Raw genomic sequence first — 22,677 nt, 5'->3', positions numbered from 1 at the left:
TATAAGTAAACACTTTTTACTTTACATCATGTCTTAATACATACTCATTTTTCAATCTAATTCTCCAAACACTAAACCATTACTTTTCAATAGTTGAAAAAGCTCTCTTCCAAATTGCTCATTTTCAAAATTAGAGAACGGATTCCCACCAAATTCATTGTTGAAGCACAATAGGAACATTTTTAAAGCATCTCTCATTGTTTTCGTTTCACTGTCTATTAATTGAGTTGACATTCTATAAATGTCATAGCAATCATCCCTCTTGTCCAAACATCCACTTATTTGCATCAATAGCTCTTCTTTTTTCATTTCTGTATTTAAAAAATCCAATACTACTTTATTATCACTATTTTTTTGCTTTTGAATTTTCGCTATTTGCACTTTTAATTTCTCTGCTTCATTAAGCTCTTTTTGAAAATATGAAGCATCAAGTCCGAAATATGATTCTAATTTTGATAAATGTTTTTTAGGTATTTTTTGCCATCCATTTGTCCAATTTGAAATTGATTTTCTACTTATGCCTAATATTTTTCCTATTTCCGATAAACTAACTTGATTTTCCTTAGCAATATACTCTAAACCTATCATTTTAATCTCCCCCTAATAATGGACGTTGTCCACTCTATTATAATAAAAAAATGGACATTGTCCATATAATTATTATATAGTCATGTTATGTTATTTTCAAGTTCATTTTCTTTATATAAATTTTATCCCTACGCTTACTACACCGATGTAAAAATAAGTGCATAATTAATTCCCATGAAAGAACGTAATCATATTTCATTTACTGTGGTGTAGTGTTAGTTTTACACGACAAGGATGGCTAACGAGGGTTTTAATTTAATTAGAATAGGACTTGTGTTTATGATTGAATTTCATAAACGCAAGTCCTTTTATTACGTCACTTCAATACCTCTGTAGCCCCACGCATGATTCTGTTGCTCCACTCAGACAACCTTGTACGAATGATTCCCCTGCTTCAATGACTTTCCCTACCACAGTTGTAACAATAAATGTCATATCTATGAACGCATCTCAAAGACTTTCTACAGTTTCATGTTTAAGACTTGTTCAAGCTTAAATTTCAAATAATCCATATCGCGCCATCTTTCTTTGCTAGAAACACGTAAAAAATTTATATCATGCTTTTTAACTAGCTGTTCTTTCAATCTATCGTTTTCTTGGTCTTTTAAAAATCGTTCAGTTCCACCAAAATTAGCGACTGGTACACGATGGTGCTTTCCATCGAATTCAACTATAAGATTAAATTTTTCAAAGTAGCCGTCACAAAATAAATGCGCCCCTTTAATACCTAACAACCATTTAAACGTTTTTTGGCTTTCGAAATCTGATTTTAAAACTTGCTTTACAGATTCCAAAAAGATTTTTTCGTTTACATTCCTCATTTTAAGTTCGTATCCATACTTAATGATTGCAATATTTCGCCAAGACATACCATATCTTTTTCTATAGGTATTATCATTATAAATGGACTCTTCATTAAATATTCTTTTTGTTGGGTGAGTACCATACTTATCAATATACATATCAAAAACACGTCGAAATTCTCTCTCTAAATCTTCATCTGGTATAGGAGGAATTCGACCAGCCATTAATGCCTCAATTGATTTTTCTTTATACAAATTATCACGTTTTGCTAAAAAGCTACCTAGCTCTTTTTCGTCCTTTACCATTATCTGCAACACTTTATCCCATTGCTGCCCATTTATGCCGTAATAGTCACAGTAGATGGAAGCTAAAATTTTAGATTCTTTATTAAATTCTCTGATAGTCGGAATTCTACCTATTACTGTTTTAACATTTTCATAATTCCTTTTTAATAATGTTTCATTATACATACCTGCATAACTTTCATTAATAAATCCTAATTTTCTTCTTATTTTTTTAATATCTAATATACTTGCAAATACATACTGCCCTAAATACGGATGTTCTCGTACAAAAAGTGTACTTGAAGCCTTTCCATTCTTATAAGCAAACTTTTCATATTCATATGTTGCGTACTCATACAGCTCTTCAATTAAATTATGTCCATGTAATAATTGTTCCCAATTCCTTTTTAATGTCAAAATAATAGCAAGGCTACTTAGTGAACTTTCTTCATCAAATCCTTTTTTTGTTAAATACTTTCCCTTTAGTGCTGTAACTCGTTTAAATTCAGCTAAATGAACTTCAGTTCTACACGATACGCATAAATCACTGTAATACATTTCGGTTCTCTGTTTACACACTTTGCATAATGGCAAAGTACATCACCCCTTTTATAAATTTCGAAATTATATAAGCAATTATTGAAATTGTTAAACACTAGAAAATTAATTATGCACTCGTATCGTTTAAAAATTTTTTATCCTAATTTATATTTAGGTCTGTTCCAGCCATAACAAAGTAATTACTAATCAAAAAAGCTGTAAAGTACCCCCGATGAACTGACTACACTTAATACATCTAAATTCTGAATTAGAGAATACTACGTAAATTCATTAAATCTACTCCTCATTCTAAAATTTTGATATCGAGTTGCTACTACTAATTACTGTCTCATCACTAACTACCATTCTCAGCTTCTCATCATTCAAATTCTTCAACTCTGATAATATAATCGAAAGTGGAAATTTACTCCAAAAATCTATACACCAAGGTATAACATAACTTGACATGTAACTAGCCATCCCACAACATGAAGCCAGAATTGAGGAAAATGGCTTGGTGCAGAATGACTGCCTGTATTATAGAAACTAGGAAATCAGAAACTATAAACAGACAGCCATTGCAACATGAATCCGTCATTTGAGGTATCCGTACATGTATGCCCTTGTTAATGTGAGATTTCTCTCGATACACATAGTTTCCACTTCTGCCCCGAAACGTCTTATCCTCTGCTACACGTTCTCGTAACGTGCTCATAAATGCTTATCCTACTGATTGTGAGGAATTCAGCAACAACGATAATGTGTTGTGTATCCTGCGTGACCGTAGCCACTCAGACCTTCCACTCCTGCCCTTTTTGGTCGGCATCACCATTCAGATACCATGCCAACAAGGAAGCATTTATTAGTATCCTAGACGTTTGTGTGCGATGGGAACGTCATAACCTGTCAAGTTTAGTTTCAATTGGTGTTACTAGGTTTCCACCAATGAGCCAACATGACCTCACGTTACCTAAAAAAAGACAATAGGAAACTAGACCTTTGCATTTCCACTTTTTTTGAAGTAAAATGAAGGCATGTTAAATGCTCATATTTAGTTGTATTCCTGTATGGCTAAATGCGTATGAGAGTAGGTATTGCGAGTACCTGCTCTTTTTTTATGCTTACTTGCCGATATATTGTTTCACCTTCGTAATAGCCTCCTCAATTGCTTCAATGCGATTTAACACATCTTTCTCGTAAGCTTCCTTCTATACCTTGATAGGATTGATTTCATTTCCAAGTGTTGTGATTGAACATTATTCATTAAGTAGCACAGCTCGTTATTTTCAAGGTTATATTTGTTAGACATTTTCATATGATAGGCTCCTTTCTATTTTCTTTTCTTATAAGCCATTCTGTTTAATGGACTATATAAATCATGTTGAAGTCTAATGGTCTCATCATCGAAAAATACATACTTTCGAGTAGTTGAAATTTGAGAATGCCCTGCAATAGACTGGACTGCGAATACCGACGCTCCATTTTTGAGCATTTCCGTAATTGATTGTCTCCTGAAGTCATGACAGCTAAATTTCTTATTGATTCCTGCCTTCTTCAGATACCTTGCTAAATTCCTCCTAAATGTATCTGTCGCTAACCTTTCACCAAACCAATTTAAAAACACCGCCTCATGGTTATTGAAAACTTCTTTATTCTCATCCATCAATTTAATTAATAGCTTTAAAGTGTGATTTGTAATGGGTATAATGCGATAACGCCTATCTTTTGCTTTGCTAGCAGGTAATACTATTTGTCTCCGAACAACATCTATATCGTTACAATCCAGACTGATTGCCTCTGATATACGTAAAGCTGTATCATATAAAACATGAAATAATACAAAATCTCTCCATTGTGCCCACAATTTTTTATTAGGAGCTTCAAATAGTCGTTTCATTTCATCCTCTGTTAATAAATCGACCTTTTTTTCATCTACCTTTAAAAACTTAATGGATTCCATAATATTTTTTTCAAGTAACTCTTCATTGTATAAAAAGCTATACCAAGTTTTTAAAAATCGAATACGAGCATTAACCGTTTGAATGGATAATCCTACTCGTTTCTGTTTGACATTGTAATGTTGCTCACGCATGTAAAGCATGTATTCACGCACAATAACCACTGCTAATTCATCTACTTTAGTGATTTCATATCCTGAGTGCTCTAACCATTGAATAAAAAAACGGTAATGTTCATCATAAGTTGTCAAAGTTGTTTTTCTAACCTCTTCACCTTTTTTAGCAGAATAAAAATAATCAAATGCTTGCTTAAACGTGAATGTCGTTAAAGGTTTATCTTCAACATCTCTTCTAACATGTACTCTTTTACGCATACAAAAAAGCCACCTACTTTCAACTAAATTAATAGTCAAAAATAGGCGACTTTACAACATTCTTTTCATCAAAATATGTGGGGTATTTAGATGAATGTTATTAATATCTTTCTTTACACTTCCCCATGCATCGGGTCTTTTTTATGCTTCGGCCCAATCATGTTGAATAAAATATTAAGGATAATCGCTGTGACTGAACCACAAACGATACCGTTAGATGTTAGAAGAGAAACACTTTCTGGTAGTGCATCAAAAATACCAGGAACAACGGATACACCAACACCCAAACTTACCGCCACAGCAGCAATCATCGCATTCTCAGCTGACTCATTCATAACTGGTACAAGCATCCCCATACCTTGTGTAATCACCATTCCGAACATCGCAAGCATCGCTGCACCTAGTACGGATGTTGGAATAATCGTTGTTAATGCTGCGATTTTGGGTAGGAAGCCAAGTGCTACTAGTAAACCACCTGTGATGTAAATGACTTTACGGTCTTTTACACCTGACATACGTGTAAGTCCCACGTTTTGTGAGAACGTTGTATATGGGAAGGCATTGAAAATACCACCGATTACTGACGCAAGACCTTCTGAACGATAGCCGCGAGCTAAATCTTTTGAATCTAATTTTTTATTACAAATATCGCTTAGTGCAAAATAGACACCAGATGATTCTACTAGGGATACCATTGCTACAAGTGTCATTGTAATAATTGCCGTTACATCAAATGTTGGCATTCCAAAGTAGAAAGGTTGTACCATGTGAAGTGCATCGGCTTCAGAAACTGGGCTAAAGTCAACTTTCCCCATGAATGCACCTAAAATTGTTCCTGCTACTAATCCAATCAGAATAGAAATGGCCCGAACAAAGCCTGTAGAAAAACGATAAACGATTAAAATGATAACCAAAGTAATAAACGCTAAAGCTACATTAGAGGCAGAGGCAAAATCCTCAGCACCTTGTCCACCTGCCATATTGTTTAATGCTACTGGTAATAAGGAAATACCGATAATCGAAACAACTGACCCTGTTACGACTGGTGGGAAGAATTTCACAAGCTTACCGAAGAAGCCTGCAATAATCATTACAATTACACCAGAAGCAATAATGGAACCATAAATGTCCGTAATACCTTGGTCTGGGTTTGTACCAATTGCAATAATCGGACTTACTGCTGTGAATGTACAACCAAGTACAACCGGTAAGCCGATACCAATGAATTTACCTGAATAAACTTGTAAAAGTGTAGCGATCCCGCACATCATAATATCAATCGCTACTAAATACGTCATTTGTGTTGAATCAAAGCCAATTGCCCCACCGATAATCAGTGGCACTAGGATGGCTCCAGCATACATTGCAAGTAAATGTTGAATCGCTAGCGCAGACGATTTAAAGGTATTCATTACGCGCGAGCCTCCGTAGCAAATGTTACTTTGCCATCTTCAAGAGAATCTACAATCGCTAATGACTCAACGCGAACACCTTGCTCACGCAATAATTTCCCACCATCTTGGAAGCCCTTTTCAATAACAATTCCAACTCCCACAACATTCGCACCTGCTTGTGCAGCAATATCAAGTAGACCTTTGACTGCTTCACCATTGGCTAAGAAATCATCTACAATTAAAATATTGTCATCTTCACTTAAAAAATTACGTGAGACAGAGATCTCATTTGTTTCATTTTTTGTGAATGAATGTACCTTTGATGAATAAAGGTTATCTGAAAGCGTTAATGATTTACGTTTACGAGCGAACACGACAGGCGCGCCAATTTCTAAGCCTAACATGACAGATGGTGCGATACCTGAAGATTCTATTGTTAAAATCTTTGTAATGACTTGATCAGAGAAACGATTTGCAAATTCATGACCAATTTCCTTCATTAGCATCGGATCAATTTGATGGTTTAAAAATGAATCAACTTTTAATACGGATGAAGATAATACTTTACCCTCTTGTATAATTTTGTCTTGTAATAACTTCATTTCTTTCATATCCTTCTTTCGTAAAAAATTATAAAAAAACGCTGAATACTTTGATTCCATTCTGCTACGAGTGGAGCAAAGCATTCAGCGTAAAAACGTCGAAATGAATAGAAAACATCATTAAAATTGAAGCTCTCTAAAAGCATTGCTACCCATAGTCGATTCATTTACGGTAAATCGGTAGAAACTTGCGAGCCCTATTCTCGCTATTATATGAGTGGATTTGTATGAAACTATCAGAATAACCAATTTATCACTTTATTCGGTAAGAGCTATTATCTCTCACTAAAAAAAGTTTGATTTTTCGGAATTTAATGGTATTCTGTAACTTTTTAATTGTAAACGTTCGTGTTTTCAATCAACGTACTGATTATAACAGACTATTTTCTAGCTTGCTAGCATTATTTTGATAAATGAAAAGGTACTGTCATAATGACGACATTTCTGTGAAATAACAGTGTCGTACGAATGAGAAGACTCGATTGGTTGTGTAGCATATGGTGCCACCCTTTTTTCGGTAAAAATTGAGGGATAACAACCGTTACTTTATGACCTGTCTTCGTACATTGATGTTCAACTTTATCAATAAATTTAATCAATGGCTGTGTAATGCTGCGATATGGTGAATAGTAAGTAACTAACCGTACATCCGGTTGCCATGCGTTCCACTTCTCTTCAAAGGCTTTTGCATCTGCTTGATCGAAAGCTACATAAAAGGCTATCACTTTATCCACCTTAAGTGATTTAGCATAATGTAGGGAATTTTCAACCACCTTCGTTATACCAGCTACTGGCACAATGAAAACATTCCCCTCAATAGTAGCCAGCTCCTCATGATTCAATCTTAACTGTTCTCCAACGGCTTGGTAATGGTGCTTAATACGATGGAATACAAAAATTATAATTGGTAAAAAGATAAACACAGGCCAAACTTGAGGCATTTTTGTCACAAAAAACATCATTGCCACGATGAAAGAGATAGCTGCTCCTATTGTATTGATTGTAAATCTCGCTACCCAACCTTTTGGCTTTTCGCGCCACCATTTTCGCATCATTCCCGTTTGCGCTAATGTAAAGGGAATAAATACCCCTACTGCATAAAGCGGTATTAAATGCTCTGTGGCTCCGTCAAATAGTATAATTAAAACAATGGCTGCAACACCTAGCATTAAAATGCCATTTGAATAGCCAAGACGATCGCCTCGAATTTGGAAGATTCTTGGGATAAAACCATCCTTCGATAAATTCACAGCAAGCAATGGAAAGGCTGAATATCCTGTGTTTGCCGCAAGTACTAATATCATTGCCGTAGTTCCCTGTACAATATAATAAAGGAAATTGCGACCAATACTAGCTTCTGCTAGCTGGGATACTACTGTTGCTTCTGCTGTTGGTGCAACCCCATAAAAATAAGATAGACTAACAATCCCGATGAATAAAACGGCTAAAATGGCGCCCATTGCTAAAAGCGTTTTAGCAGCATTATTAGGGGCAGGATTTCTAAAATTAGGAATTGCGTTAGAAATGGCCTCTACCCCTGTTAAGGCTGAGCTTCCTGAGGCAAATGCCTTTAATAAAATAAATAGGCTAATCCCTGCCACTGGTGTGCCAATCTTTGGATGTAGCTCTGCTGGCACCTGCCCAGTTGCCACATTGTAAAGTCCAATCCCAATTAGCAATAGCATAACGCCTACAAATAGATAGACTGGATACGCCAAGATAGAGGCTGACTCCGTTACACCTCGCAAGTTTAAAATCGTTAAGAAAATCACAAAAATGATAGCAATGGGTACATTGTAAGGGTGAAGACTTGGGAATGCCGATGTAATGGCATCTGTTCCTGCCGACACACTTACTGCTACCGTTAAAATATAATCAACAAGCAAAGAGCCCCCAGCTACAAGACCTGCATTCACGCCTAAATTCTCTCGTGATACGACATAGGCGCCTCCCCCATGTGGATAGGCGAAGATAACCTGACGATAGGATAAAATCAGTGCCACAAGTAGAACAACCACTCCAGCGGCAATAGGTAAAGAATACCAAAACGCCATTGTACCTACCGTCATCAGGACAATTAAAATTTGTTCTGGCCCATAAGCTACTGACGACAACGCATCAGACGATAATATGGCCAATGCCTTTGTTTTACTTAGCTTTTGTTCCCCTAACGCATCGGATCTTAATGGTTTGCCGATTACATAACGTTTGAATGAGGATTTCATTGATAAACACCTTCTAGTTTCATAGAATGTGTTTCGCCTTTCTAAATAACATCAAAAAACGTCTACAAGTCATCACTAAATAAGACTTGTAGACGCTCATCCGTCTGCCAAGCTCCACTTTTCTGCTCTTAACGCTTACGAGGTTAGCTGTCGGATTCGGGCCTGAGTAGCCCTACTCCTCCAAATGGAAGAGATTCACCCCAAGAATGGCTATGCCATCCGTCAAAATTGGTTCCCCCGCGTCTAGTTGCTTCAGCGATTTAGAAATTTGAAACTTTTATAATGATGTCATATTACGCCTGCCGATTAAAAAAGTAAAGAAGAAAATTTTTCTTTTTTTTGAGCAAAAGCATAGGCTTAAAATAACCGCTTCTTAAATAAAAATTTCTTGAATACCCGCAGTATATACAACAAAAACTGCCTTAAAAGTATGTTCTACCTTTAAGACAGTTCTTTAAATTAGTCATCATAGCCTTGTTCAAAGTCGATAATGTTCCCAGAGACTGCATCTACATCTACTTCGTATTCATATTGACCGTCTTTCAGTTCAATTTCATATACACCATCATCGAGCTTAATTTTTGTCACTGTGCCCTTTGCTTTCGTTTGGGCTGTCTTGATAGCCTGCTCTTTTGTAATTATTTTTGTTGTCGTAGTGGTAGTTGGAATTTGATCATCCCAATCATCATCATCTAGACGTTCTTTTTTCTGTTTGAGTAATTTTCCACTAAAAGCATCAAACTTTAAATCATATTCTTCTGTATCTGTATGCACCTCTACTTCATAAATAGAGCTAAACTGGTTTTGGTCAAATTCGATATTTGCCACTGTACCATCCACTACTGCTAGAGCTTTCTTCTCAATTTCCTGCATTGATAAGACCTTTTTTTCTTGGGCATTTCCTGATAATAAAGTCGTCGAGCCAATCGCTGCCCCCACCCCAAGAGTAATTACTAGTGCTGGAATCATAATCATTTTTTTCATGTTCATCTCTCCTTTGTTTTATCTAAACTTAGCTTACCAAGTGAAGATGAGAGAACTATAAGAGGAACATTAGAATTTCATGAGAATGATTTATTGATCGTCATCCCATGTAACAGACAACACCTTCCCTGAAACAGCATGAATTTGAAAAGTAGCTTCGTCCTCCTGTGTTTCGATTTCAACTAAATAGTAACCACCCTCTGAGGTTTCCTCAAAATCAACTGAATCCACTTCACCCTTTAATTGCTTAAGAGCTATTTGAATGGCCTGCTGTTCAGTAATAATAGGCTCTTCGATAGATTGTCCTTGTGGTTCAACCTTTCTCTCTGTCAGTACATCACCAGTATAACCATCAAGCGTTAAATCCTTTTGTATTTTCTCATTTTCAACACGCACAGTATAAATTGAATCTGTTAGCATAACACTTTCTACATCACCATATTCCTTTTTAACCATTTGTCTGATCTGCTTTTCTGTTAACAGTAATTTACTTTGTCCTTCTTTCATTATTAGATCAGTCACCTGCTGTGTCGTAACATCAAGTATGGCCGCATATTTAACATTCTCCCGCGTAAATAGCATTTCAAAGGTATTTCCTTGTTTCTTCACTTGTGTAACATGGCCATTATAGATTGTTTCAATATGGCGAACAGCCTCCGCTTCACTAAGAGGTTGAACGTAAAAATAACGATTTTGAATAAACCAAATTACTCCACTACAAAGAAGGATAATAACAACAATTATCAACATCCACTTTTTCATTGCTGTCCCTCCTTCGGTATACATAAAGTAAAGCTTGAGCCCTCCCCTAGCTTACTTTTCACATCTATCGTTATACCCAATTGTTGTGCCAGCTCATGTGCTATTGCTAGCCCTAGCCCTGAACCGCCTGTCTTACGATTACGATCCTCTGTTACACGATAAAAACGCTCAAACAAATGAGGAATATGCTCTGCAGGAATACCCATACCAAAATCTTGGATGGTAATACGTACTTGATTAGTTGTTTCTGTGGCTAGAATACGTACTTCATCCTCACTATATTTCCTCGCATTATCAAGTAAAATAAAGAGTAGTTGCTTCAATATTTTTTCATCACTATAAATAAATCTTGGAATCGTCGCATCCATTCTAAATGTTCGATGATATGCCTGCTCCATTTGTGAAGCTACTTTATTTAAGAACGGGGCAAGCTCTAGCTGCTCGAAATGAACGTCCAAATGCTCATTATTTTTAGCTAGTTCTAGCAATTGCAGCACCATTTCATGCATACGAGATGATTCATTAGCAATGGCTTGTAAGGATTCCTGAGCAACCTCCCGATTATCAAAACCTCTTCTTAGGAGTAATTTTGCATAGCTTTCAATAACAGTTATAGGTGTTTTCAGCTCATGGGAGGCGTTTGACACAAATTCTTGTTGCTTTTGATAATGCTGCTCAAGCTTCTCCATCATCATATTGAAAGTACGATTAATATTTGTTAACTCGTCTCCACCTTTTTCTGCGATATCTATTTTTTCATATTTCCCAGTAGATGCACTTTTGCGCATGGTCTCATTTAAACGTTCTAGCGGTAATAAAATAAGACGCCCAAGTACTAAGCTCGCTAGGAAAATCGGAACTGTTGCCATAACCGATACAACAATCAATATGACCTTTAACAAATCTAATGTCCGCTCTACTTCTTCCATAGATTGCTGTAATGTTATGTCCACAACCGTTCCGTCTATCCAAATAGCAGGCATTGTGTAGGTAATAGAAGGACCTTCTTGCATTTCAAGAGTAGCCTGAACCTTTGTTTTCAAACGTTCACCTTCATAAATATAGACAGCGCCATCTGTTGGCATATATGCTCTTAATACTTGCTGTAGGTTGGTTTGTGCATTTAACTGACTCAGTGTAGCGCTTAAATCATTTGCCCGTGTCTGGAGCTGATTATATTCCGTATCATAGGCAAATTTCTCATACAACAAATAAATTCCACTATTTGTTGCCACTACTATAACTAGCATTAGCAATGTTGTTAGTAGATGAATTTTTGTTTTAAGTCTCATAACTGTGTTCCTTTAGCACATACCCAACACCTCGAATTGTTTGGATAAGAGGTGCTGGATTAGCAGCCTCAAGCTTTTGCCGTACATAACGTATATAAACATCCACAACATTTGTATCCCCATAATAATCATAGCCCCACACAGCCTCTAATATTTGCTCCCTTGTCAGTACTTGTTTGGGATGTTTCAGTAAATAGAACAGCAAATCATATTCACGGGGTGTCAGCTGAATTTCCTTATCAAAATAGACAACTTCCCTTGTTTGCTCGTTTATCGATAAATGGCCAAATGTAAGGGCAACTTGCTTTGGACTGACCTTCTGCGAAAATCGTAAAGCATTGCGAATACGTGCCAGCAGCTCCTCAATTTCAAAAGGCTTTGTCACATAATCATTGGCTCCTAAATCCAAGCCCTTTACCTTATCCTCTACCTCGCTTTTGGCAGTCAACATGATAACAGGCGTCTGGGATTCTGTTGCACGAATCCGCTTTAGCACATCAATACCGCTCATCTCAGGTAGCATGATATCAAGTAAAATTAAATCCCATTGCTGCTCACGGTATTGTAGTAAGCCTTCTGCTCCTGTATGGGCCTTTTCTGCCTCATACCCTTCAAATTGAAGCTCCAGTTGTAGCACTCTGGCAATATTTTCTTCATCTTCAATAATTAAAATTCGATGCGTCATGTCGAATCCGTCCTTCGCCTTTTCTTTTCATCGTATACGATACAAGTGGTGAAAGTCTAATTAGAAAATGATGAGAATGACACATACTTATAAAGAAAGATAAAACAAACTGCTTCACTTTTTTTATTCCTAGCGTTAGAATACTAATATCTTATTTTCCTATAGGAAACTTTATTTCGTTAATGATACTTTTTGAAACGAGGGAACAATATGGTTTACAAAAAAGTCACAAAACCGACTGCAGAGGCGGTTTTAGATGGAGATATAAAAGGTTGGCGACGATTTTTACCATTTTTAGGACCTGCTTTCATTGCAGCAGTCGCCTATATCGACCCTGGTAATTTTGCTACAAACATTACAGCAGGTTCTCAATACGGCTATTTGCTACTTTGGGTTATAGCCTTTTCTAATTTAATGGCCGTGTTAATTCAATCCCTGTCTGCCAAGCTTGGCATTGCGACAGGAAAGAATTTACCTGAAGTAGCACGCGAGCATTTTTCTAAAAAAACATCTATCTTTTTATGGATACAGGCTGAATTGGTCATCATTGCCACTGACCTCGCTGAATTTATCGGGGCAGCATTAGGGCTTTATTTACTTTTCAATATTCCTATGCTTCCCGCAGCATTGATTACAGCGGTGGGTTCATTCGCTATTTTAGAGCTGCAAAGAAGAGGATTTAGAGCCTTTGAGGCAGGTATCTCAGGCATGGTTTTAATTGTTGTGTTAGCATTTGCCTTCCAAACATTTTTAGCCCAGCCAGCATGGGGCGATGTAGCGATTGGCATGTTCACGCCACACTTTGAAGGTGTAGATTCGCTATTACTAGCAACAGGTATTTTAGGTGCAACCGTTATGCCTCATGCTATTTACTTACATTCTTCGTTAACACAAAATCGTATTATTGGTCGTAATGAGGATGAAAAGAAACGTATTTTCCGTTTTGAATTTATCGACATTATCATCGCTATGATTATTGCTGGTGCCATCAATATGAGCATGCTCATTATTGCCGCAGCAGTATTCCACACACAAGGCATGGTAGTAGAAGATTTAGATGTAGCCTATAATGGCTTAAAAGAGGCGCTCGGCCCAATGGCAGCTATTTCCTTTGGCTTAGGTTTACTCATTGCAGGGCTAGCTAGCTCCTCTGTAGGAACTTTAGCAGGCGACGTAGTCATGCAAGGATTTATTCAAAGAAAAATACCACTTTATTTACGTAGAGCGATTACTATGGTGCCTCCGCTAGTCATTATTGCATCAGGGGTGAACGCAACCTATGCTCTCGTTCTAAGTCAGGTTGTGTTATCTTTCGGTATTGCATTTGCCCTGGTCCCACTTGTCATGTTTACAAGCAAACGAGACATCATGGGCAGTTTAGTCAATCATCGCATTACAACTATTTTAGGTTGGTTTGTAGTTGTCATCGTTGTGGCATTGAATATCTATTTACTGTGGGAAACAATATTTGCGTAATAAAAAACCAGGTACTCTTAAAAATTGAGTACCTGGCTTTTTTCGATTAAACATCAACCTTCTCAACATTCCGTATGGCTAAATAGGCAATACCAAGACCCACGATTGCTAAAGTAATTGGAATAATAATAATATCGTTTAAAGTAAAGTTACCTGAATTAGACGAAGTTACAGATACAATGATAATAGATGAAATGATCGTTGTCGGTATGGAGTATTTTCTCATCCCGAAATACAATGGGATTAAAGCTATACCTGAGGCGGCAATCGCATTCATCAATATAGAAGGTATGTGCTGGATAATTAAAGAACTTGATAGTACATCAGGAATTAATTCATATCGATCGCTAATGACACAAAAAATTGTTGTAATAAGAGCATTGGAGATAATGATCATAGTGAATGTAAATAGCATGACAATGGCAAGCTTTGCGACCATTAATTTCTTTCTACTTATAGGATACATAAAGGCTAATGTGATGGTTTTAAATTTATATTCTCCGATGATTAACTTAGCTATTAACGTAGAAGCAAAAATAATAAAAACTGCTCTTACAAAGGAATCAATGACACTTAAAGCAACCTCATAATTTTCAAGCCCTGGATCTCCCTCTACTTTAGAAATAAATAAAATCATAAACAAAAACCCAAGAATAACAAAATTAGCAATAATGGCTCCTTTAACATAGGACCCTAAATGAAATTTTTTCATTTCTAAACGCATTAAATTAAGCATGAACAACGCCTCCATTGATTAGCTTTAAGAAATAATCCTCTAATGAACTTGTTTTTTTACTAATCTCCTCAATCTCAACGCCATGTTCAATTAATGCTCTAGATAGGGTTTGCTGGGATACTGTTGAGTCATAAATACGTATAGAGTTATCATCCATCAGCTTGAAATTAGTAATCTTCAATTCACTTTCAATAATAAACGCTGCCTTTTTCCCATCACTTACGATCACTTCCGTATAATTGACCTGATCACGATTGATTGTATCCATTGCCACCTCAGTGATGAGCCTACCATTCTTAATAACACCTATCGTATCGACCAATTGTTCTATTTCAGCCAGAATATGACTAGAAATAATAATGGTTATGCCATACTCTTTACAAAGCATCTTGAAAAGCTCTCTTAACTCCTTTATCCCTACTGGGTCCAATCCATTAATGGGTTCGTCTAATATAAGTAACTCTGGCTTTGTAATAATAGCTCGTGCAATGCCTAATCTCTGTTTCATCCCCAGAGAAAAATCTTTAACCTGCTTATTTTCTGTTTTCGATAACTTTACTAAATTAAGAACATGCGCAATTTCTTTCTTATCATAATAACCCATGTATTCACAATGTAGTTCCAGAGTCTCACTAGCCGTTAATTTTTCATAGAAAATAGGATATTCAATAATTGATCCCATTCTTTTTAGTATTTCATAGGATCGGTCTGTCAATTTCTCCCCTAAAATCTCTACATCCCCACTTGTAGGTTTCGTTAGATTAGTTAGCATCTTCATAACAGTGGTTTTACCTGCACCATTAGGACCTAAAAATCCATAAATCTCTCCCTTCTTAACGTTCATATTGACAGCAGAAACAACTTCTTTTCCATCGTAGACTTTCGTAAGCTGGTTTGTTTTTACAATGTATGTCATGTAATTCTCTCCCTCAATTGTGACTACGTTCATTATAAAAAATGAAACTCTCTATTTTATTACTGCATTCTTACAAATTTCTTAAGTAAAAAAGCCTGCAAAGCATTAAAGCTCTACAAGCATAAATGATTCAATACATCATTCGTTTTAACGAAATGGTAAAAATGGTTTTTTCATAGGGAATACTCGATAACCGAATGGAGCCATTCATTATTTCTACTAGTCGCTTTGTAATCGTTAGTCCCAAACCACTACCTTGGAAGGATTTATTTCGAGAATCCTCTAGTGTATACATCCTTTCAAAAACGCTATCGATATGATATTCATCAATGCCCTTGCCACAATCCCACACATCAATATCAATATTGGCTTCATCATTTCGTACGGTAATTCCAATGACATGGCCATCTGCACCATATGCAATAGCATTAGACAGTAGATTGTTTAAGGCTCTATCTAATGCTTCTTCATTACCGAATGCATACATAGGGCGCTCTGGGATATCAATCTTAATATCTAATCCCATTGAGGTAACCAGATCATAAAAAGATAATATATTTTTACGACAGATTTCACTGACATTGATTTTAGTGATTGGATAATCTGTATCTCCAGCCTCTAATTTCGCCAGATCAAAAAATGTATGAATAATTTTTAATACTTCTAAAGTTTTAGCATGAACACCCGTAAGTAATCGTTGGCGTTCCTCCTCACTAATCGAGCTCTGAAGTTGAAGCATCTCAATATAGCCTAATACAACCGTTAAAGGCGTTTTAAGATCATGCGAAATGTTTGCCAACATCTTTTTCATGGAATTTTCCATTTTCTGATGTGTTGCTTGGATTTTTTGATGCTGATCTAGTACGGTATTCATTGTAATAAGTAACTGTTGAATTTCTGAATTTGTAGTTGCTACTAAAATCTTTTCATAAGTCTGTTCATTCACAATTACTTGTAATTTTCTATGCGTGTATTGGATAGTGCGATCTTGTTCCTTTTTGACTTTCCATTGAAAAATAATAATCCCGATTAGCAATACCACTATTAGTAATAGAAATATCATCATATTCTTAACCCTCAAACTTATAGCCGATTCCCCATAGGGTTTTAATATATAGAGGATTTGACGGGTCATCTTCTATTTTTTCTCGTAGTCTTCTTATATGTACATTTATAATATTTTCATCGCCGTAGTAAGCATCTTTCCATATCATCTGATAAATTTGCTCTTTGGTAAAAACCCGATGACGATTTGTCACAAACAACTTTAAAATAGAAAATTCCTTTGATGTCAGCTTTACCTCTTGCCCGTTCTTTGCTATTGAGTAATTAACAATATCTATCTTTAAATTATCAATTTCTAGGACATCTTGCTTTTGGTTATCCTGACTAGAGTATTTTGTAGCTCTTCTGATAACAGCCTTTACACGTGCCGAAAATTCTAGCATAGAAAAGGGTTTAGCAATATAATCATCTGCTCCTAATCCTAAGCCCAATGCTTTATCAACATCGCTGTCTTTTGCAGACATAATAATGATAGGAAGTGCTGCCTGCTCTCGAATAATCTTTAATACTTCTAATCCATTTAGTTTAGGAATCATAATATCTAGGATGATTAAATCAAAGGTATTTTCTAAACAACTTCGTAATGCTTCTTCGCCATTGGTCGCTGTTGTGACAGAGAAACCTTCCATTGTTAAATAATTATCGACCATTTCACGAATGGCTTCATCATCTTCTACGAGTAAAATATGCTTTTGCACTATCATGCACCTCTCCCTGCCAACTCTAAATTTCCATATCTATATTACATTACCATATTTATGATGTTTATTTTGAGAGATTTTGTTCATGAGTGTCGAAAAAGAGCTGTCCTATAAACCCATCACTCTTTGGTTTACAGAACAGCTCTATTATTTAATCTTCAACTTTTAAATCACAATCTTTAAGTGGCAGCATTTTGGTTTTGTGCTTTATTTTATAGCCAAACCATAGTGCTAAAAATAGTGGAATCCCGATATACGAAACAAGAATGCCATACCAATCAATTTTATCACCTGTAAAGGCTGTGTAATTTTGTCCAATGACTACGATCATACAAACGGTAAAAGCAAATAATGGTCCAAACGGATATAATTTGGCTTTATAAGGTAATAACTTTGGATCTAAGCCCTGTGCATCAAACGCTCGGCGGAAACGATAATGACTAAATGCAATACCCAGCCATGCAATAAAGCCTGACATTCCAGAGGCATTTAATAGCCAGATATAAACCACTCCATCACCAAAGAATGACGCTAAAAATGCTAAACAGCCTACAGCTAATGTTGCCATCAGTGCATAAATCGGAATACCTCGACGACTTAGCTTTGCGAAAAATTTAGGTGCATGTCCATCCACCGCTAATTGCCATAGCATACGAGAAGATGCATACAGGCCTGAATTTCCTGCTGACAGCATAGCCGTTAAAATAATGGCATTCATTAATGAAGCAGCAAAGGCAATACCTAGGCGGTCAAATACTAGTGTAAACGGTGATACTGCGATATCTTCTGATAATAAACGTTCATCTGTGAATGGAATCAGCATCCCAATTGCACCAATCGCTAAAATATAAAACAAAAGAATACGCCAAAATACAGATTTAACAGCCTTCGGAATATTTTTACCAGGATCATCTGTTTCACCAGCTGTAATTCCAAGTAATTCTGTCCCTTGGAATGAAAATCCAGCAGCTAGGAAAATACCAAATGTAGCAAGGAAGCCACCATGGAATGGCCCATCACTAATAAAGAAATTAGTGAAACCTACAGGAGCCTGCCCACCTAAAATACCAAAAATCATTAGTAAGCTAATGATAATAAAAACGATGACCGTTACTACCTTAATCATGGCAAACCAATATTCACTTTCACCATAACTTTTTACGGATAGTAAATTAAACGTCAGTACAACAGCAATAAATAATACTGTCCACAGTGCTGATGAGCTATCTGGGAACCAATATTTCATAATTAATGACACGGCAGCGATTTCTGCAGCAATTGTGATTGCCCAGTTATACCAATAGTTCCAGCCCAATGCAAATCCTAAAGCAGGATCTACAAATTTGGTTGCGTAGGTACTAAATGAACCTGATGATGGCATATACGCAGCCATTTCCCCTAAGCTCGTCATTAAAAAATACACCATAATACCGATTAAGGCATAGGCCAGCAATGCGCCTCCAGGTCCTGCCTGTGCAATAGCACCACCACTGGCTAAAAATAGCCCCGTACCGATTGTACCGCCTAAAGAAATCATTGTAATATGGCGGCTTTTTAATTCTTTTTTCAGCTTCGGTGCTTTATGACCAAGCTGATTTACTTTTATTTCACTCACGATATAGCTTCCTTCCTATTTATGAGGCAAAAAAATGCCATCACATATACACTGTGATGGCTACGTTAATCCTCAGTTTTTCCTACATGATAGCTCAACACGTTGTGCAAACGTGACAGTTCTGTTCCTTTCGGAGACAGCCCCAGCATGAGGTTTTCAAGTCCCCTCACACTTCGGCAATATTTCCTTTCAGCTAATTTCATCAATGCTTGTCATTTCAATTAGCATACTTATAAATATCGCGACCTCTACCTCAATACAAACATGAGGCATATAATTATTAAATTTATGATGTTTATTATACTAACATAAGACCATAGACATTTCAATATAACGGAAAATGTTCTGTATTTTATGAATCTTCTACTATTTTTAATAGTGTGATAAAGTGTTATAGTAGTTCAATTAGAATGGTTATGATTAGGGGGGATTTTATTTTGACTACAAATGATCATTCCGCTAGTTATCCTAGTAAAAAAATTAGCTGGAAAGGAACAACCTTACTTTTAGTTTTCGGAGTTATCTTTATAGCCTCTACATTACGAATGCCACTAACTGTTGTTGGGCCAATTATATCCTTTATCCGTGAAGATCTTGGGATATCTAATGTATTGGCAGGCTTTCTAACAACGATTCCATTGCTTGCTTTTGCTATTATATCTCCATTTACACCAGTTGTAGCACGCAAACTAGGGCTTGAGCTAACATTATTTTTATCAACTTTTCTATTGGCCTTTGGGATTGTTCTACGTTCACTTGGTACAACAGAGTTACTTCTATTAGGTACTGTGCTAATTGGCGTAGCCATTTCTTTTGGAAATGTACTTATTCCAGGATTATTAAAATTAAAATTTCCATACCATGTCGGTTTATTGATGGCCTTTTTCACCATGTCCATGAATTTAACTGCTGGTCTTGGTGCTGGTATTAGCTATCCTATAGCCAATTCATCGTTAGGCTGGCAAGGTGCGCTGTCCATTGCACTCGTACTCGTTCTCATTACAATCTTAATTTGGATACCTCAATTAAAATCAAATAAACCCGAACCAGTTACTACATCTAAAAAGACAGGTACACCTTTATGGAAATCACCTGTTACTTGGGCTGTCACAGGCGCAATGGGGTTACAGTCTTTATTATTCTACACGACTGCAGCTTGGATTCCCGAGATCTATATTGCCCAAGGGCTAGCTCCTGACAAGGCCGGTTGGATGTTTTCCATCATGCAATTCTCACAAGTACCAATGGCTTTAGCTGTGCCTATAATTGCAGGTAAAATGACTTCACAACGCCCCCTTGTATTGATGTTTACATCCTTCTATTTAGTAGGCTTTGTTGGTGTTGTCATGGAATGGACTAGTCTTGGTGTGCTGTGGATGGTCCTTCTAGGGTTAGCAGGAGGTTCTTCATTCGCCCTAGCAATGATGTTCTTCACTCTCCGCACTCGTACTGCATTTGAGGCAGCTGATTTATCAGGATTTGCACAATCTTTGGGTTATTTATTTGCCGCAATTGGTCCTATTCTTTTTGGCTACTTGCATGATTTCTTTGGTGGCTGGAATATTGCGGGATGGCTCTTTGTCGTTGTGGCAATATTACTCTTCTTTTGCTCAATGAGAGCCTCCAAGGATGAATATGTGCATTAATAAATAAAGCAGATGGTTCAGGTTCCCCATCTGCTTTATTTCTATATGGTGTATACGTTTACGCATTGTTTAATGGTCAGATTGCTGTAGTAATGTTAGCAATTCTGCAAGACATTCTTTTGCTTCATTACTATGAACTGTCATAGCAGAAAAAATAGGAATAGCCTCTTGTAGGAGTAAATAACTAAAATAATAATAGCCTACAAAAGCTTGCTGCCCATAGCCCTTTGGCGTTTCTTCCTCCCACTCCTGCTCATCATTGTCCTCATTTTCTGACCATAAATAGTTGGTATCTAATAGCTCCTGCATGGTTTCAACAGTATTGGCTGAGTCTAGATAATCCTTTGTAATAGCATGTGCCACAGCCAAATATAACTGTAATTCTTGTAAGGAGACATCCTCCGTATTTTTACTAGCTAGCTTTTTTAAAAGGAGCAGCAAAACCCAGGGTGTCACCTGCCATAGTGTACCTTGATGTTCAATTAACTCAGCTAGCTGTGGATATTGCTCCTGTTCAATCAGCTGAGGGATGGTTGTTCCTCTACCATAAGGTGTCGTCAATTGTCTCCATGGGATATTCGGGATTTGCTGGTCTAACATAGTAAACGCCCTCTCCTCAACATGTAATTTGGAAATTAATTTTCAAAATTATTAGGAAAGTAAACATCTCCTTTACTGCTAATAGCACGGCTTTTGATAAAAATAATTTGGTGTATGATATATATTTACATAGGGTTTATGGAATATATGAGTCGTTGCAGGCGAAAGTGGCGGGATTAACCATGTCCAGTTGCCTGTAACTTCTCTTTCTGCTGATTTTTCTGCTTCCTCAAACAATTTAAATTGCTGAGCCGCTGTATGATGATCAACAATGCTCACACCATCTTCTTTAAATGAGTGAAGAACAGCAATATTAAGTTCCACCAATGCACGATCACGCCAAAGAGACGCTTGTTTGGTTGTATCAAGATTAAAAATTTCTGCAATAGCAGGTAGCATGTTATAGCGCTCATGATCTGCTAAATTGCGTGCACCGATTTCTGTTCCCATATACCAGCCATTAAATGGAGCAGCTTGAAAATCAATACCCGCCATTTGAAAACGCATACTCGAAATTATGGGTACGGCATACCATTTCATCCCTAACTTCTCCACATCCACTGACTCTGGATGGCGGATTGAGACCTCTACTATATATTCTTCAGGGATTACATACATTTTGGGAGCGCGATCATCCACCTGTATAATGAGTGGTAGCACATCAAAAGCCGTTCCTTTACCTTTCCATCCCAGAGATTTACATGCTTTTGTAAACTCAATGGATTGCGAATCTCCAATAACGCCAGCTTCTGTTTCATAGCCTGCATAACGGATAAGTTGATGATTCCAAATCCTTACTCTATCTGAAGCAAACACTGTTATAGTTGGACGGATTTTCCCACAATTTGTTGCATAATCAATATGTTCTAGTAATTTTTGAAAAATATCCTGTTCATCTAAAACATCACGTGCATCTACCACATGCAGTGACTGCCAAAATAGACGTCCGATACATTTATTGCTATTACGCCATGCCACTCTTGCACCAAAAACTAGCTCCTCAGTTGTTGGGTAATATTCACCTGCATTTTCAACTTCCTGTAATCTATTCTTTAACCAAAGTTCTGATTTATTTTGTTCTGTCTGGTATAAACTTAAAAATTGCTGTATCTCCTGTATATTCATATCGATTCCTCCACTTATCCTCATATTAGAGGAACAAAACGACAAGCACCATGAAAATAGTACTTGAAAAAACATACATATTTTATATATGAAATAGTTTGTTCAAATTTAATCTGTAGATTCTCTTTCGTAAAGAGAATCTACATAGTGTTGAAAAACAAAACTAACAATAGAATTTTTGTGAAAGGTGAAAACGGATTTCCGTTGCAGGCTACTTGCTTTCCTGTGGGCGAGCGCCGAGCCGCTTCCTCCGCTCCCGCTCCGTGCAGGGGCTCGCCTGTCTCGCTATCCCACGGGAGTCAAGT

At 36.8% G+C, this 22,677-nt stretch carries 19 protein-coding genes and 3 riboswitches; of the genes, 2 read left to right on the top strand and 17 right to left on the bottom strand.

Annotated features, from left to right (window positions below):
- Positions 1–51: 51 nt before the first annotated feature.
- The 10 genes from ACEVFT_RS02440 to ACEVFT_RS02395 all read right to left on the bottom strand — a co-directional run bounded on the left by ACEVFT_RS02440 (position 52) and on the right by ACEVFT_RS02395 (position 12,492).
- Positions 52–588, bottom strand: a complete 537-nt coding sequence (locus ACEVFT_RS02440; protein ID WP_393947941.1) for a helix-turn-helix domain-containing protein — start codon at positions 586–588, stop codon at positions 52–54.
- 461 nt (positions 589–1,049) lie between these two features.
- Entirely contained in the window at positions 1,050–2,234 is a 1,185-nt protein-coding gene (locus ACEVFT_RS02435) for a hypothetical protein (RefSeq protein ID WP_393947939.1), read from the bottom strand.
- A gap of 1,312 nt (positions 2,235–3,546) precedes the next feature.
- The gene (locus ACEVFT_RS02430; RefSeq protein WP_393947938.1) at positions 3,547–4,548 is read right to left on the bottom strand and encodes a tyrosine-type recombinase/integrase; all 1,002 of its coding nucleotides are present in this window, start codon (positions 4,546–4,548) and stop codon (positions 3,547–3,549) included.
- A gap of 113 nt (positions 4,549–4,661) precedes the next feature.
- Complete coding sequence (locus ACEVFT_RS02425; RefSeq protein ID WP_393947937.1) at positions 4,662–5,960, bottom strand: nucleobase:cation symporter-2 family protein; 1,299 nt, start codon at positions 5,958–5,960, stop codon at positions 4,662–4,664.
- Positions 5,960–6,544, bottom strand: a complete 585-nt coding sequence (locus tag ACEVFT_RS02420) for a xanthine phosphoribosyltransferase (RefSeq protein WP_205446513.1) — start codon at positions 6,542–6,544, stop codon at positions 5,960–5,962. The genes ACEVFT_RS02425 and ACEVFT_RS02420 overlap by 1 nt, the downstream gene beginning before the upstream one ends.
- Before the next feature lie 135 nt (positions 6,545–6,679).
- Positions 6,680–6,781: riboswitch (purine riboswitch) on the bottom strand.
- Positions 6,782–6,945: 164 nt separating this feature from the next.
- Positions 6,946–8,769, bottom strand: a complete 1,824-nt coding sequence (locus ACEVFT_RS02415; RefSeq protein WP_205446512.1) for an APC family permease — start codon at positions 8,767–8,769, stop codon at positions 6,946–6,948.
- 118 nt (positions 8,770–8,887) lie between these two features.
- Positions 8,888–9,037: riboswitch (cyclic di-AMP (ydaO/yuaA leader) on the bottom strand.
- A gap of 191 nt (positions 9,038–9,228) precedes the next feature.
- Complete coding sequence (locus ACEVFT_RS02410) at positions 9,229–9,753, bottom strand: PepSY domain-containing protein (protein WP_393947936.1); 525 nt, start codon at positions 9,751–9,753, stop codon at positions 9,229–9,231.
- Positions 9,754–9,843: 90 nt separating this feature from the next.
- Positions 9,844–10,515 carry a PepSY domain-containing protein gene (locus ACEVFT_RS02405; protein ID WP_393947935.1) on the bottom strand — a complete coding sequence of 224 codons (672 nt, stop codon included), beginning with the start codon at positions 10,513–10,515 and terminating at the stop codon, positions 9,844–9,846.
- Positions 10,512–11,807: a sensor histidine kinase gene (locus ACEVFT_RS02400; protein WP_393947933.1), complete on the bottom strand. Its 1,296-nt coding sequence runs from the start codon at positions 11,805–11,807 to the stop codon at positions 10,512–10,514. The genes ACEVFT_RS02405 and ACEVFT_RS02400 overlap by 4 nt, the downstream gene beginning before the upstream one ends.
- On the bottom strand, positions 11,797–12,492 hold the full coding sequence (locus tag ACEVFT_RS02395) for a response regulator transcription factor (RefSeq protein ID WP_393947932.1): 696 nt from the start codon (positions 12,490–12,492) through the stop codon (positions 11,797–11,799). Before ACEVFT_RS02395 ends, ACEVFT_RS02400 begins: the two co-directional genes overlap by 11 nt.
- Before the next feature lie 210 nt (positions 12,493–12,702).
- Here ACEVFT_RS02395 and ACEVFT_RS02390 point away from each other — a divergent pair, with 210 nt between their 5' ends.
- Positions 12,703–13,968 (top strand): Nramp family divalent metal transporter, encoded by a 1,266-nt coding sequence (locus tag ACEVFT_RS02390; RefSeq protein WP_393947931.1) that lies wholly within the window; start codon positions 12,703–12,705, stop codon positions 13,966–13,968.
- Positions 13,969–14,014: 46 nt separating this feature from the next.
- Here ACEVFT_RS02390 and ACEVFT_RS02385 read toward each other — a convergent pair whose 3' ends face one another.
- From ACEVFT_RS02385 to ACEVFT_RS02365, 5 genes are all read right to left on the bottom strand, one after another.
- A complete protein-coding gene (locus ACEVFT_RS02385; protein ID WP_205446506.1) occupies positions 14,015–14,704 on the bottom strand; it encodes an ABC transporter permease in 690 nt (229 codons plus the stop codon).
- Positions 14,697–15,620 (bottom strand): ABC transporter ATP-binding protein, encoded by a 924-nt coding sequence (locus ACEVFT_RS02380; protein WP_393947929.1) that lies wholly within the window; start codon positions 15,618–15,620, stop codon positions 14,697–14,699. Before ACEVFT_RS02380 ends, ACEVFT_RS02385 begins: the two co-directional genes overlap by 8 nt.
- A 130-nt stretch (positions 15,621–15,750) precedes the next feature.
- Positions 15,751–16,686 carry a sensor histidine kinase gene (locus tag ACEVFT_RS02375; protein WP_393947927.1) on the bottom strand — a complete coding sequence of 312 codons (936 nt, stop codon included), beginning with the start codon at positions 16,684–16,686 and terminating at the stop codon, positions 15,751–15,753.
- A 4-nt stretch (positions 16,687–16,690) separates the two neighbouring features.
- Entirely contained in the window at positions 16,691–17,383 is a 693-nt protein-coding gene (locus ACEVFT_RS02370) for a response regulator transcription factor (protein WP_393947926.1), read from the bottom strand.
- Positions 17,384–17,537: 154 nt separating this feature from the next.
- The gene (locus ACEVFT_RS02365; protein ID WP_393947925.1) at positions 17,538–19,001 is read right to left on the bottom strand and encodes an amino acid permease; all 1,464 of its coding nucleotides are present in this window, start codon (positions 18,999–19,001) and stop codon (positions 17,538–17,540) included.
- An 82-nt stretch (positions 19,002–19,083) separates the two neighbouring features.
- Positions 19,084–19,260: riboswitch (Lysine riboswitch) on the bottom strand.
- Positions 19,261–19,438: 178 nt separating this feature from the next.
- Here ACEVFT_RS02365 and ACEVFT_RS02360 point away from each other — a divergent pair.
- The gene (locus ACEVFT_RS02360; RefSeq protein ID WP_393947923.1) at positions 19,439–20,647 is read left to right on the top strand and encodes a CynX/NimT family MFS transporter; all 1,209 of its coding nucleotides are present in this window, start codon (positions 19,439–19,441) and stop codon (positions 20,645–20,647) included.
- A 69-nt stretch (positions 20,648–20,716) separates the two neighbouring features.
- Here the strand turns inward: ACEVFT_RS02360 and ACEVFT_RS02355 are convergent, their stop codons facing one another.
- Entirely contained in the window at positions 20,717–21,247 is a 531-nt protein-coding gene (locus ACEVFT_RS02355) for a hypothetical protein (RefSeq protein ID WP_393947921.1), read from the bottom strand.
- Positions 21,248–21,325: 78 nt separating this feature from the next.
- Positions 21,326–22,372: a nitric oxide synthase oxygenase gene (locus ACEVFT_RS02350; RefSeq protein WP_393947919.1), complete on the bottom strand. Its 1,047-nt coding sequence runs from the start codon at positions 22,370–22,372 to the stop codon at positions 21,326–21,328.
- Positions 22,373–22,677 lie beyond the last annotated feature (305 nt).

This window comes from Lysinibacillus sp. PWR01, assembly GCF_043359455.1.
Taxonomy (GTDB): domain Bacteria; phylum Bacillota; class Bacilli; order Bacillales_A; family Planococcaceae; genus Lysinibacillus; species Lysinibacillus fusiformis_F.
This window is presented reverse-complemented; position numbering and strand designations above follow the sequence as displayed.